Annotated in this window: 12 protein-coding genes; 4 read left to right on the top strand and 8 right to left on the bottom strand. The window is 40.9% G+C overall.

Features of this window, described 5'->3' with window-relative positions; translation table 11 throughout:
- The first annotated feature begins 15 nt into the window (after positions 1-15).
- The gene (locus tag A4S05_RS18215; protein WP_069071212.1) at positions 16-771 is read left to right on the top strand and encodes a hypothetical protein; all 756 of its coding nucleotides are present in this window, start codon (positions 16-18) and stop codon (positions 769-771) included.
- 63 nt (positions 772-834) lie between these two features.
- On the opposite strand, the gene A4S05_RS18210 is transcribed toward A4S05_RS18215, so the two are convergent.
- The 6 genes from A4S05_RS18210 to A4S05_RS18185 form a co-directional block, all read right to left on the bottom strand.
- A complete protein-coding gene (locus A4S05_RS18210) occupies positions 835-1,593 on the bottom strand; it encodes a phosphatase PAP2 family protein (protein ID WP_069071211.1) in 759 nt (252 codons plus the stop codon).
- 36 nt (positions 1,594-1,629) lie between these two features.
- Complete coding sequence (locus A4S05_RS18205; RefSeq protein WP_069071210.1) at positions 1,630-2,871, bottom strand: hypothetical protein; 1,242 nt, start codon at positions 2,869-2,871, stop codon at positions 1,630-1,632.
- Between the two features lie 243 nt (positions 2,872-3,114).
- A complete protein-coding gene (locus tag A4S05_RS18200) occupies positions 3,115-3,849 on the bottom strand; it encodes a redoxin family protein (RefSeq protein WP_069071209.1) in 735 nt (244 codons plus the stop codon).
- Between the two features lie 77 nt (positions 3,850-3,926).
- Positions 3,927-4,856, bottom strand: coding sequence for an alpha/beta fold hydrolase (locus A4S05_RS18195; protein ID WP_069071208.1), 930 nt, complete (start codon positions 4,854-4,856; stop codon positions 3,927-3,929).
- Positions 4,857-4,878: 22 nt separating this feature from the next.
- Positions 4,879-5,703 (bottom strand): SDR family oxidoreductase, encoded by an 825-nt coding sequence (locus A4S05_RS18190; RefSeq protein ID WP_069071207.1) that lies wholly within the window; start codon positions 5,701-5,703, stop codon positions 4,879-4,881.
- A gap of 132 nt (positions 5,704-5,835) precedes the next feature.
- Positions 5,836-6,321, bottom strand: a complete 486-nt coding sequence (locus tag A4S05_RS18185; RefSeq protein ID WP_069071206.1) for a glutathione peroxidase — start codon at positions 6,319-6,321, stop codon at positions 5,836-5,838.
- A gap of 832 nt (positions 6,322-7,153) precedes the next feature.
- Here A4S05_RS18185 and A4S05_RS18180 point away from each other — a divergent pair.
- From A4S05_RS18180 to A4S05_RS18170, 3 genes are all read left to right on the top strand, one after another.
- Complete coding sequence (locus A4S05_RS18180) at positions 7,154-8,647, top strand: ammonium transporter (RefSeq protein WP_069071205.1); 1,494 nt, start codon at positions 7,154-7,156, stop codon at positions 8,645-8,647.
- A 393-nt stretch (positions 8,648-9,040) separates the two neighbouring features.
- Positions 9,041-10,597 (top strand): ammonium transporter, encoded by a 1,557-nt coding sequence (locus A4S05_RS18175; protein ID WP_069071204.1) that lies wholly within the window; start codon positions 9,041-9,043, stop codon positions 10,595-10,597.
- Positions 10,598-11,106: 509 nt separating this feature from the next.
- Positions 11,107-11,562 (top strand): DUF2141 domain-containing protein, encoded by a 456-nt coding sequence (locus A4S05_RS18170; protein ID WP_069071203.1) that lies wholly within the window; start codon positions 11,107-11,109, stop codon positions 11,560-11,562.
- A 115-nt stretch (positions 11,563-11,677) separates the two neighbouring features.
- Here A4S05_RS18170 and A4S05_RS18165 read toward each other — a convergent pair whose 3' ends face one another.
- Both A4S05_RS18165 and A4S05_RS18160 read right to left on the bottom strand, forming a co-directional pair.
- On the bottom strand, positions 11,678-12,835 hold the full coding sequence (locus tag A4S05_RS18165; RefSeq protein WP_069071202.1) for a peptidoglycan-binding protein: 1,158 nt from the start codon (positions 12,833-12,835) through the stop codon (positions 11,678-11,680).
- Positions 12,836-13,048: 213 nt separating this feature from the next.
- Entirely contained in the window at positions 13,049-14,110 is a 1,062-nt protein-coding gene (locus A4S05_RS18160; RefSeq protein ID WP_069071231.1) for a DMT family transporter, read from the bottom strand.
- Positions 14,111-14,466 lie beyond the last annotated feature (356 nt).

The raw sequence follows: 14,466 nt of genomic DNA, 5'->3' as shown, positions 1-14,466 counted from the left end.
AAATTGATAGCTAATATGGATAGTCTGGAATCTAAAATTGTTGAAATTTTAAAACGTGGTACTCCCATAAGGGCAGTAAAAATTGCTGAAATGCTGGGAGTTGAAAGACGGGAAGTCAACCATTATTTATATTCTTCCTTGAAGAATATGGTTGTCCAAGATAGTGAGTATAAATGGTCATTGAAGACAAATGAAATAGGCAATAATCAGCGTATCCCAACTCAACAACGAACACCTCAAAACCAATCATCAAAACCTGTAACGCAAAATAACGTCTACAGTTTTACAAAAAAAGAAATTCGACAAGATACTCCGATTCAACCACCAAGTCCGCCAAATCAATCCTCACAACCCGTCAAGCATGAAAAACTGGAGACATTTTATCAACAACATTTTCAACCAAACTCTCAAACTTCATCCTCACAACCTGTAAAGCAAACTAATCCTTATGAAGTTGTCAAAAGAGAACTTGCTCAAGTATCTTCTGAGGAAAAGGTAAAAATTCTAGAAAATGCCTTTAGCCAAGATAGATATACAGAACTAGAAGATGAACAGATAAATGCTCTACAATCAATTTTAGAAGAGGCTAGGCGGGAAGTGAATATAGCCAATAGGGCTTATAAAAAAGGAAAACTAAGCTTTTGGAAGACTAACTCTTTAGCGATCGCACTTGTATCTATAGCCTTAACTCTTGGTACATTCTTCGTGATTAGTCAACTAAGATCCAACTCAACTTACCAACCTACCCCAACTCTTCCACAAAATAGGTAGATTTGCAAATCCCTAGCTCGATTAATACCTTGCTGCTCTGCATGGTAACCTTGAGTTTTTGCCTCATCCCGCACATTTTCTTTCTTCAGGGAGTAAGGTAATTTCATCTTTGGGGCGATCGCTATCGAGGGATTTTTGAGTTCTATACGGTTTGATAATTAGACTGACGCCAATTGTCCAACCTAATGCAACCATCCAACCTGCGAGAATATCACTAGGAAAATGAACCCCAAGATAGATACGACACCACGCAATAGCTATGATGTATAAGCTACCCAATATGAGAACCAACCAGCGCCAGGAACTAGCCCAAGTAAAGAATAGCAAAATTGCTACCAAAGTTATACTCGTCATGGCATGAGCACTGGGAAATGAAAAACTAGACTCAGGTGTAATGGACTGCCACAATTGTGGACGCACTCGATGCATTAATTCCTTTGCTGTGCGGTTGATGATCACACTTCCCAATGAGGCGGTGAGTAAATAAGCTAGCGATCGCCAGCGTTTTTGACGTAGTAGTATTATTGCGATCGCACCTAAAATCGGTATCGCCGTCCAAGGCAACCCAATTATAGCTAGCGTCACTGCTAAAAAATCAAGCTGTGGGTTTGCTGTAGAATGAACTGCTAACAAAATAGGCACATCCCACGGAAAGCCTGCTTCATTCTCCCATATCTTCGCTGTCAGGATTTCAAAGACCTGCAAAGGTAAATATACTCCGATTAAGAGGAGTAAGAGCGATCGCCAATGAGCAATCAACAAGTTTTTCAGAAAAGAAAGCGGCGACTGACTCTCTTTATTAGCTATTTTCTCTTTTTCCATATCTAAGTTAAAAAGACTGAACAACGACTTCACTGATTACAAATTACTTAAATCTTGAGAAGTTCCACAATGTTTACAGTATGACAAATGTTTATAAGTGAGATTGTGACAGTTTTGGCATTCAATATACTGATAATAACCACAGTGCGGACAGTAGGTATCAAGATGTTGAATTTTCTTGGCACAATTGACACAGTGTGATTTTTGGACTCTATTAGCTGCCTGAACTTTAGTATTAAAGACAACTTTTTGAAAAAACTGGATAATTCCAAAACCAATAATTGGAATCAGCAAGATATAAACATAATTTATCAGGAAAAGCAAACCACCAAAAAGGGCGCTAATCATCTCAAATAGAAATTTAAATATTACACCTATTTGAAGAAATTCAAATATTTTAACGATTAGTGGAATAAAAAATATAACTAGCAAATGCCAGCTAATTAACGAGATGAGTCCATATCCTCTTCTTTGGGCAAATTTGTGAACTGATAAGGCAATAATAATCAATGGTAGAAGAAAGAGCGACTGAAAAGCAAGCTGGATACTTGGATACCAAAATGACGCTTGCTGATAGCCTTTGTCAACTTCCCGGAATTGATTGTCATTTTTAAGAAAAGCTATAAAACTAATACTTTCCGGTTTGGCAAGCAGTTCATTTTTAAGAGTAGAAATTTCTTGTTTAAGAGTAGAAATTTGGCGATTATTTTGTTCTAATGTCTGTTTAGCTTTTTCAGCACTGACTTGATTAATTGATTGTTCACGACCCTGACCTGCAATTTTTTCTAAAAGCGTTGAGTCATATTGGGATTTAATAGTGCTATTGGCTTGTTCAAGGGTATTGATTTTAGCTTGTCTCTGATCAATAGTTCTGATGATTTGCTGCTTTTCAGGATTGTTAATTTTATCTTTGTAGTCTGCATATTGCAAGCACGTTGTAGAAACCTTACCCAGATGACCTACTTCAGCTTGTTGATAGTTTTGCTGAAAACTCAGTTGATTGTTTGTAGTATATGGCAACGAAAGTTTAATAATTTCATAGTCTTTATCTTTACTGGTTTTTATTCGGTAATTTTGCCACTCTGAATAACATGGATAAGCCTCAGTTGGGCTGATATACCATCTGCTAATATCATCGAGTCCAGTAAAAACATTAATTAAGATAAAAATATCAATTATAATAACGACTATCAAACTCACCTTATTCAGTGGTTCGTTGTTGATTTTTCTTGATTTACTAAAAAACTGACTCAAAAGACGGCGAATTCTAGCAAACATATTTTTTTGAATAAATTGAAGTTTAATCAGAATTAATTTTATATGATCGGTAGTGAATAGCTAGGCAAAAATACATCTATTCATCTGAAGATTTATTAATTACTGACTTTTGAGAAATAAAATCCCCGACTTATTTGAGAAGTCGGGGATTTTATTTCAATTCTTACAAATCAGGCTGCGGTCAAAATACCATGACTTCATCTGAAGTTGATATAGGTGACAACTGTGTGCGCCCACTGAAACCTATTTAGCAGCAAAGTAGGCTTCTAGTGCTTCAGAACCACCAATTAATTTACCATCGATAAATACTTGAGGAACTGTTGTCGCACCTGTAACTGCTCGTAAAGACCGTGTGGTGATATCTTTACCCAAGGTAATTTCTTCGTAGTTCATGCCATGTTCCTTGAGCATCGCTTTCGCACGGGCACAGAAAGGACAACCGACTTTCGCAAACAGGGAAACTATTTCAGGCTTCACTGCTTGGGGATTGAGATATCTGAGCATTGTTTCAGCATCGGACACCTTAAAGGGATCTCCTGGCTCATCTGGCTCAATAAACATTTGGTTAATGACACCATCTTTCACCAGCATCGAGTAGCGCCACGATCGCTTCCCAAACCCCAAGTCTGATTTGTCTACCAGCATACCCATGCCTTCAGTAAATTCGCCATTACCATCGGGTATTAGTGTGATATTTTCTGCCTCTTGATCCTTGGCCCACTCGTTCATCACAAACGCATCATTGACAGAAATACAAATAATGTCATCGACACCATTTTCTTTGAAAACCCCTGCCAATTCGTTATAGCCAGGGAGATGAGTTGATGAACAAGTCGGAGTATAAGCACCTGGTAAAGAGAAGACAACCACTGTCTTATCAGCAAACAATTCATCGGTTGTCACATCTACCCACTGGTTGTCCAGGCGAGTATGAAAAGTGACATTGGGAACTCTTTGTCCTCGGCGATTGGGGAACATAATTTTGCTTGCCTTTAGTAATCAATTCCAGTCATAACCTATCATGGGAGAACTGGTATCATCTAACTATCAATTAGCTAAAAAACTTCATCAATAAAGGTTGCGATCGCTGCTACAAATTCCGCAGTTGATTCATAGGGTAAAACATTCCGCCCATTTATTTTTATACCTCGACCTTGAGGCAAGCAAGCGAGGTAGTGGGCCAAGCGTTCATCTGGCGTTTCTTTTTTATTGTCTTGGCTAATACTCGATGCAGTTTCTCCCATAACCGCTAATGTTGGTTGCTCAATAGAGGCGATAAAACTAGTATAATCCTGTCGCCAAAATCCTGCTAAAAAAGAAAATACTGCATGGCGACTAGCAAGATTTTCTGCACCTGCAATCAATGTATTCAACCACTCTGCATCTACAGCATTCTCAGAAGCAAAGAGTTGACGAGTTGAAAAAGAACGCAAAAATCTTTGGGTGCGTGCATAGCGATAAAAAGCACTCCCAAAAGGTGAATCTAAGACATTCCAAAGGAATTTTTCCTGCCATTTTGGTGGTTTATTTGTCATCAAATCCCACGCTGGTGGCCCAGAAAGTACCAGTCCGGCAATTAAATTTGATTCCTTTTGGACTAATTGGATAGCAACTGGTAATAAAGCACCTTGTACTACTACAATGACAGGTCTTTGCACTACTGTTTGTAAAAAGTACTGCAACTGTTCTGCCCAATCACTAGGAGTGTAAGCTATATGAGGCATATCACTTTCACCACATCCTAGTAAATCAGGATTGTAAATTGAATTACGCTGACCTCTATCATACCATTCGCGGCAAAATCGCTGCCAAAATTGCCGCGACAATCCGACGCCAATCGGATGAATTAACAGTAAAGGAACGCCTTCAGATGTTGTATTAATTGGTTGATGAATTTCGTAGGCGCAACGATAATTCTGCCAACTGTAAAACTGGCTAAGAGATGCTGTCAAATTTGTTGTGTTCGCTACAGCAGATGGTTGCATAATTCCTAGTGGTTAATACTTCCTAAAAAATTATCTGTGGATGAATGAACTGGTATCCAGCCTCTTTGAGCTTTTCATTCGATACCCAAGCATTATATGGGCGGGTACTCTTGACAGAAGTATCCCATTTTACTTTGGGTAAATTATGTTTTTCAAATAAGCTATCTAACAATTCTCGGCTAGTGAGATGTGCATCATCTACTAGATTATAAATCCCTTGTAACCGACGTTGACGGGCAAATTCTATTGCACCAACAATATCATCTAGATGAATCCAATTCGTGGTATCTTCGCCATTGCCAGGACGGACTGTATCAGAATATCTACTAAATATTTTCACTAGTTCCCTACCAGTCCCATAAATTCCTCCTAAGCGGAAGATACAAACACGGAGATTTTCGGTAGATGCTGATAGCAAAACGTCCTCTGTTTTCCGGAGGATTTGTGCATTTAAATTAGCCGGTGCGAGTGGCGTTTCTTCATCTACCCATACACCATTTCTGTCACCATACACAGCATAACTACCTGTGTATATTAATTGTTTTACACTTTGAATTTGCTGCAAGGATGAAACTAAAGTTTGGGCAGTTTGTAGATAAGTTTCTTCATAAACTTCTCCACCTTTTGCACCAACACTCAAAAGTACAACATCTTGATTGTGCAAAACTGATTTTAGACTATCTAGGTCATTCCCATAGGTAACTACAACTCTTTGGGATACTGATTGTAATGCAGGGACACGCTCAGGTGAAGTTGTGGTTACGCTGACAACAAACTTCATATTTTGCTGCCAATATTGAGCAACTTTATAACCAACATAACCACAACCGATGATTGCAACGTTCATGACAAATTCGACACAAATAAATTAAACTACTCATTGAGACAACATTCTCAATTAAAGAACTGGACGTCAAGAAATTTGACAGTCCAGAAATAACAGTCAATAGTTAATAGTACAAAATTTTTTACCTAATGACTATTTTGCTAATTCTTTCTCAATTGCGGCAATTATCTCTGGTGAATTTGGCTGGACGCTACTATTAAATCGAGCGACTACTTCACCTTGTTTATTAACTAAAAATTTTTCAAAATTCCAAGCAACAGTTCCCGTTGGCTCAACGGCTTTGGTAAGTCGTTCATAAAGTGGATGCTGCTGTGAGCCTTTGGCATGAACTTTATCGAATAGTTCAAAGCTAACGCCATATTTACTTGTGCAGAATTGCACAATTTCTTCATTGCTTCCTGGTTCTTGCGCTCCAAAATCGTTACAAGGGAATCCTAAAATATGTAATCCTGCTTCCCCATACTTCTGGTTCAACTTTTCTAACCCCTCGTATTGAGAAGTATAACCGCAGTAGGAAGCCACATTCACAATTAAGAGTACCTTCCCGGTGTAGTCGTTTAATTGCTTATCCTCACCATTGATGGTTTTAACCGCAATGTCTGAAATTGTGTTGCTCATCTTGAATCTGATTTATAGGGAATATTGCCAAGTCTCCCATATTACAGGTACTCTAAACCCGGTTTGTTTAAGGAATTTAGGTTTGTTAAGCTTGTTACCCATACGATTCTGTTTAACTCAGGCTACAAGGTTGTATGGAAGTTTCGATAGATGTTTCTGCTACTCGCTTAGGCGATGTCTAAAGATTAGCCAGGAGGCGGCGCGTCTCTACTCAACTGGTACACCCGATCAATTAAAATAGCGATCGCCTGTGATCACTCTTCTATCAATACCTCGACTCAGGATCGGTTTTGGAAATCTGCGTTGCTTTTAATACAAACCTTTTCTCGCAGAGATGAATTAGGAAAATTATTGGTTTTCAACGCATCTTTAAAGTAACAAGTAATTAACTTTTTGTATAAAAAGTTAATTGTATATATAATTTTCCGATGCTGATATCGGAAAATACTTAGCCATAAAGGATATAGTCACTTGTTTTGTTCTATCAGCAGCTATCCTCCATAACAGAATTGAAAAAATGTACTCTACGATACAGTTTTTTGGTGTAAGTAAATAGACAATCAATCAAATTTATACGTTTAGGCATAAATTTACCAAAGTGAAACAAGAAGTAGTCTCATAATTTCTGTGAAGGAATGTTTATGTTTTTTTGATCAGAGTTTTTGATATTAGAAAAAGTTAGTTCCCACAAAAATAACTGACACAGACAATGAGATAATGATTAACCAAAGTGTTTTCTAAAATCTTACTTAGTCAACCTAATTAAGTTAATTGATTTTGCTAAGTCTATTACCAACATCAATTACCGCTTTTCCAGCAGGAAAAAGTAGCAATGAATAAGCATATTCGACCCTGGCATCGCCTACTGGCGCTAGCGATCGCTTCAATGGTGTTCGCAGTTTTTGCCCCCACAATTGTACAGGCGGTAGATCCTCCCAGTGTTCAGTCTTTATCTGAAACTACAACGAAACTGCAAATTTCTATTGATACTATCTGGGTACTAATCACTGGGTTTTTAGTATTTTTCATGCAAACCGGCTTTGCTATGTTAGAAGCAGGTTTGATCCGGCAAAGAGGTGTAGTTAATGTTTTACTAGAAAACTTCATTGATGCCGCTGTAACTATTTTAGTGTGGTGGGGAATCGGCTTTGGGATTGCCTTTGGTACAAGTGCTGGCGGGTTAGTTGGCATAGATAACTTTTTCCTCAGTCAGCTACCTGGTGCTGATGGTAGCTATATATTAGGTGCGCCAGGTTCTACAGCCGCCATCAATACCTATACCTTGTTCTTCTTCCAGTTTGCCTTTGCTGCTACCGCCAGTACAATCACCACTGGTTCAATGGCTGGAAGAACCGACTTTATTGGCGACTTAATTTACAGCGGCATTATGGGGGCGATTAGCTACCCAATCATTGTTCACTGGGTTTGGAACTCTGGCGGTTGGTTAGCCAAATTGAGCTATCACGACTTTGCTGGTAGTTCTGTTGTTCACACCGTTGGTGGATGGACAGCACTAGTAGGTGCTTATTTGCTTGGTTCCCGTCCTGATCGTCCTGGTTGGGGAAGATTACCACCAGCACACAATTTAGGTCTAGCAACTCTCGGAACAATGATTCTATGGTTTGGCTGGTATGGGTTTAACCCTGGTTCAACCCTCAGCACTGGGAATCCAGGATTGATTGGTTTGGTCACAGTTAACACCACACTGTCCGCTGGAGCCGGAGCATTATCAGCGCTAATTTTTCAATATACCCGCACAGGTAACTGGGATTTGGTTTATTCTCTCAATGGTTCCCTAGCAGGATTAGTGGCAATTACAGCTCCTTGCGCCTATGTTTTACCTTGGGCTGCGGTTTTGATTGGTTTAACGGGTGGCATTTTGGTTACTTTGGGAGTGGATTTGATTGAGTCACTTCACATTGATGATCCGGTGGGGGCATTTGCTGTACATGGGATTAATGGCATGATGGGTACTCTATCCGTTGGCTTTTTAGGTCAAGGAGAACTCACCCTCAACAAAAAAGCAGGGTTATTTTTAGGTGGTGGCTTTGATTTATTAGGTATACAACTTTTGGGCGTAGTAGCGATCGCAGTTTTTACTGTTGGCTTTAGCTTTTTGATGTTCGGTGGTCTAAAAGCACTGGGACGCCTACGTGTCCATCCTGAAGGCGATCGCATTGGGATTGATTTCTATGAACATGGCGCGTCAGTATGGCCTGATGTTTATGCGATCAAGGAATTTATTGAAGAAGAAGACAAAAATCGCACTCAGACTCCTGGAGTCAGCGGTTTCGACACCGAAGAGAGCGAACAATCACGCTTTTAGCTGAAAAACAGCCATTTTACAGTAGTCATAATTCATATTGCACAAATTTGTTGTCACTTCCTACTGTATTTTTCATTGAGATTATCAAGACAATTTTGGGCAATTTACTCGCCAAAAACCCTTCTTCAAAAGATTAAAGATTAAGTGAAGAAGACTTGACTATTTCAGAAACTACATCATAAATTTCTTACGAAGAACTACAAAAAATATTTACAGATGTGCCAATAGTTTCTTAAACTCCTATTAAGGTTATTTGAGTTTCTGTTTTTTAAACAAGTGGTCTAAAGGAAAAATATCAAAAACCACTGGATCTAACTTCGGACGCTAGTTTTTTTCTGTTTAACCTGTCTTTTCCCTTTTTTAAGGATGGTTTAGAGGATGATGCTCAAATTCATGTACAAACAAAAATCGAAAACAAAAAATAGGTATTCGTCTGCGAGAAATCACGCTATCAACTCACAACCCAACTCTAAAGTCAAGCTATTTGATCGAGTAATGAAGCGGCTTTCTCCCAGTTGGCAAGCTTGTTTACCTATAGCTTGTTTGATTGTGTTGGGTTGGGGTTATGCCGCAGTCGCTCAGACTCCAGCCGCAGGGCCGACGACAGCAGAACTTAAAGTTGCTCTTGATACCCTGTGGGTTGCGATCGCAGCCTTTTTAGTGTTCTTCATGAACGCTGGTTTTTGTATGTTAGAGACGGGCTTCTGTCGTCAGAAAAATGCTGTCAACGTTCTTTCCAAAAACTTGATTGTATTTGCTCTGTCCACCGTTGCCTTTTGGGCCATCGGTTTTGCCTTAATGTTCGGTGATGGTAACGACTTCATTGGATTGAATGGGTTTTTCTTAGGAGGAACAGATAACAGTCCCGCCACAGCAGACACTTATAAAGGTATCTTCGGCGCTCTTAATTGGGCTGGTGTACCTTTAGCAGCCAAGTTTTTATTCCAGCTAGTATTTGCTGGAACAGCAGCAACAATCGTTTCTGGTGCAGTAGCCGAACGGATTAAGTTTATTGACTTCCTAATTTTTAGCCTCTTACTTGTAGGTATTGCCTATCCCATTACCGGACATTGGATTTGGGGTGGTGGTTGGCTGGCAGACAGAGGCTTTTGGGATTTTGCCGGTTGTACAGTGGTTCACTCCGTAGGTGGCTGGGCAGCTTTGATGGGAGCAGCATTTCTTGGGCCCCGTCTTGGTAAATATCAAGACAAGCAAGTTGTAGCACTGCCCGGTCACAACATGAGTATTGCTACCTTGGGCTGTTTGATCCTGTGGTTGGGCTGGTTTGGCTTCAACCCCGGTTCTGTAATGGCTGCCGATCCTGGTGCGATCAGTCACATTGCTCTAACCACTAACATGGCTGCTGCTGCCGGTGGAATTGCCGCTACTATTACAGCTTGGTTGTACTTAGGTAAACCAGACCTGTCAATGATTATCAATGGTATTTTGGCTGGCTTAGTTGGTATTACAGCGGCTTGTGCTTACGTAAATATCCCTAGCTCTTTATTAATTGGCTTCATTGCTGGAGTACTGGTAGTTTTCTCTGTAACATTCTTTGACAAACTTGGCATTGATGACCCAGTAGGAGCTACCTCAGTTCACCTAGTTTGTGGTATTTGGGGAACCCTAGCAGTAGGTCTATGGTCTGTCGGCCCCGGTGTTTATTCCTGGTATGCACTTGGCCCAGAAAAAGGTTTATTTGCAGGTGGTGGCTTGGGACAGTTAGGTGTTCAGTTGCTAGGCGTTGTCTCAGTAGGTGGCTTCACTGTTTTACTCAGTAGTATTTTTTGGTTGGCACTGAAAGCTACTTTAGGTATCAGAGTATCTAAAGAAGAGGAATTAGAAGGTTTGGATATCGGTGAACACGGTATGGAAGCCTACAGTGGATTTCTCAAAGAAGGTGATCCAACTGGATTTTCTGAAGGACAAGGCTCAATTGGGAGATTGTAGGGTAAATATTTTTTGGTTTCCCATGTGAGCTACCAACACACTATTAGTAGATTGAACTGATTCCGCAAAATTCTCTATCCAAGCGGAAAAAAGTAGGGGGTTTTATACCTCCTACTTTTCTAATTTTTTATCGAGGAAGGCAGGAGGCAGGAGGAAAGCTGCCCGACGCTCGATAGCGCAACGTTAGCGACACAGGAGCATCTGACTCGCTACCGCTGCGCTATATGTTTCCTGCCGCGACCATAGGATCTTGGGTTTAAGACCCCCACTGTTTGCTAAATCAGTAGGGGTCGAATCCCCTACTGATTTACTTCTTCTACCTTCTACCTTCTAGCCTTCTGCCTCCTGCCTCCTGCCTCCTGCCTCCTGCCTCCTTCAACAGCGATCGCAGCCATCTATAGAAAAAATATGCCAGAATGCTTGCGATTATTGACCGAATAATGTAATCTCACGATGAGTCTGCGTGATCTGAATCAACGTGAAAACTTATTTTACATTGTAGAAATTTTATGGTGAGAGGATTGAGAGTTACTGTGCTGCTATTGGCAGTTCTGGGAAATCTGGTATGGTCATTTGACGCCAAGGCAAATTTTAACGGCAAACTTACCGTGGAAATTGATGGCTTTAAGAATAAAGAAGGACAAATCTGTGCCAGTATATTTGCTAGCAGTGAAGGATTTCCTGGCGATCGCGATCGCGTCTTACAAAAGCAGTGTACCAAAATTACTGACACTCCCTTCCCCCTTACCTTTGATAACTTGAAAGCAGGTAGGTACGCCGTTGCTGTCTTCCACGATCAAAATAATGACCGCACTCTCAATAGCAATCTTCTTGGTATACCAAGCGAAGGCTTTGGATTTTCCAGCAACCCAGAAATTCTGGCAAGAGCGCCCAAATTTAGCGAAGCAGCATTTTTAGTGGCAGGCCCGGATACCAATATCCAAATCCAGTTGAAATATTTTTAGGCTGACAGCAGATTTCAACTTGTTGCACTTCCAGCACAACCGAGATTTTGGATTTTGGATTGAAAGAAAAATCTAAAATCTAAAATCTAAAATCTAAAATTCAATAGCTCTTGCTCTATTGTTGTGAATCGTTGTGTGAATCTTCCGTTAAACTTTGTTGTTCTGATAAGCCACGCATTCGATTCATCTGAGTTAAAGCATATCGTGCTGTTGCTTGCACTTCGGCATCTGGGTCTTCCAGCGCATGGCGCAACATCTGACTCATTTGACCCATCATGTCATAAATGCGCGTCAGGTCACGAATCGCATTTTGCCGCACTTGTGGACTTTCATCTTGCAGTGAAATTGCTAAACCACGGTTCATCGGTTTGAGTGTGCGGATGCCAATTTCTGACAAAGCTGCCAAAATTAAACTGCTTTCTTGAGAATCAGCATCAATCATCAGGTCAACCATCGGCTGAATTGCCCGCGAATCTCCCTGCTGACCCAAATCCCAAATAGCCTTGCGCCGCTTCGTTGGGTCAGAACTGCGTAAGTCTTGAATTAACTCATCAACGATATTGAGTTTAGCAAGCCGGGAAGTTTTTTCTGGTAGTAGCAATTTTGTAGACAGTGGTGGTGTAGCTGTTTGTGGATTATTTGCTATCTCTGGTAAGTGTAGTTTAATCGGTTCTATATTCACTTCAGTCAGACTTTTATCATCTAATATTTCGGACTTTTGAACTTGTTTAACCTGACGAAACCACCTTAGCAGGTAAAAAAGTGCCCCCATACATCCCAGGACTCCAATGGCAAATATTAACCACCAGACAATACCTCTCTCAGTTTCTTTGGGTGTTGTAGTTACTGGGGAGGTTGGAGCAGAAGGGGCGACAATTGGAGAGGTAATTATTGGAGAAGTGACAATCTGATTTTTAGCTGCCAAATCTGCTTGCAGTCTCTCTCTGGTCGTCAGACCAGCAAGGCCATCTACTTGTAAACCCTTTGCTTTCTGGAATTTAGCTACAGCGGTTTCCGTACCGGCGTTGTACTGTCCATCTACAGCGCCACTGTAGTATCCCAACTGCTTTAATTGGGTTTGTAATATCTGCACATCTGATTTTCGACTACCATATCTCAAAACATTTGGACTAGCAGTAACTCTCGAACTAGCTTGTGCAAGTTCTAAAATTTTAGGTGCTAGGTTAGGTGTAGCTGTGCTTGAGCGAATTGGATAAAAACCCACACAAGAAAAACAGGTAAATATAAGAATTGAGGAACGGCATAGCCTCATATTGCAAGTTTCAGCCTAAACGTGCTTTTGAAGTCTTCGATACCACAATAGCTTCTAGATGACCAAATGTTAATTGTCATTTTTTATTTGTCATTTGTCATTTGTCATTGGGCAAAACAGTTCAGTTAGTGGTAGCGGGGCATTGAGCCATTTCCGAGTCAAGAAGTGAGATTTCCCACTCAGCACTCCCCACTCCTTTTGAACGAGTTAGGGTCAAATTTCTGATTCAGATTCTCTGACTGTTAGGGTTATGGGATTTAATTTTTTAGTAGATGCTTCTAAAACTGGTTGCTGTATATTTGCTATTTCACCGACGGTAACTGTGTCGTTCTGCGCTCCTAAAGTATCACGTTGATTAATGAGATAGATGCTAATTAAAGTGAGAAATACTCCTATCCACTGCAACGGACTGAGAACTTCTGAGAGGAACAGATTGCCAAATAGTAGGGCAAAAACGGGCGTGAGGAATGTCAGGGAACTAAGACTGGTGAGACTGCCACTAGAAGCAAAGTAGAAAAATAACCCATAAGCGATCGCACTGCCAAATACGGTAGCATAACCCAAAGCCAATAAATCATATCCTCCGAGATTCTCCCACTGCTGGGATTCGACAACTGATGAAACTCCCCATAATGGCAATCCACCCAAAATCATGTGCCATCCTGTAGCACTTACTGGGTCAGCATATCGGCACACAAACCGAATCAACACTGTTCCCACTGCCATTGATAGCGCAGCTAACAGCATCAACCACTCACCACTAGCAAACAAATCTTGCCAGTTGCCAATTGTGACATTCACCCCTGAGTCGAGAAAATGTAAAATCAACTCATCAGGTAAGCCAATTAAACTAATGCCCGTGACTCCTAAGCCTAATCCTAGCCATCCCCAAAAACCAATGTGTTCTTGGAATAGCCACAACGATAGTAAGGCAACAGCCAAGGGTTGCGAGTCAATCATCACAGACCCTAACCCCGCAGTGGTTCTGACTAATCCCTCTGCCAAAAAGCCTTGAAATAACGTCCCATCTACAAGGGCAAATAAGGCAATCCACAGCCATGCAGCCCAACCCCTAGGCTGAGGTTTACCCATAAATGCTGCTGCAATCAGAATTAACATCCCTGCTGGTATCAAACGTACTCCCGCCATGAATAGCGGTGTGGTGTGGGGTATCACTCCTTTCATGGCTACCATTGCCGTCCCCCATAGGAAAAAGGGGGCAATTAACAAGAGGGGGGCGAAGGGAAGTCGAGATGCACTGAGTTTCAGTTGCATGGGTTTGCTGATGCCTTTGTTTAACAAGCGCAAAAATTGCTTTACCCAATTTTACCGAATTATGTAGTTTTGTGTTCGTGTAGCGTCTGAGAGAGAAGGAATTAATACTCAAGTGCAGGTTGGGTTGAGGAAGGAAACCCAAAATTTTCAGCGATTTGTTAAGTTTCGCTCCGTAACTCTGCGGCTACGGTGTATACACAGGTCTAAAAAAGCTCGATTTCCCTTTGTTCTCTCATTTATCTCCCTATCTCGTTCCCATGCTCTGCATGGGAATGGGCTATTAGAAGACTCAATGAATGCATTCCCAGTCGGAGACTAGGAACGAGAAATGCTTATCAAGCTAGGTTTTTAGGACT

Origin of the sequence: Nostoc sp. KVJ20 (assembly GCF_001712795.1) — a bacterium.
Taxonomy (GTDB): Bacteria; Cyanobacteriota; Cyanobacteriia; order Cyanobacteriales; family Nostocaceae; genus Nostoc.
Note: the sequence above shows the minus strand (reverse complement) of the source record. Positions and strands in the feature narration are given on the sequence as shown.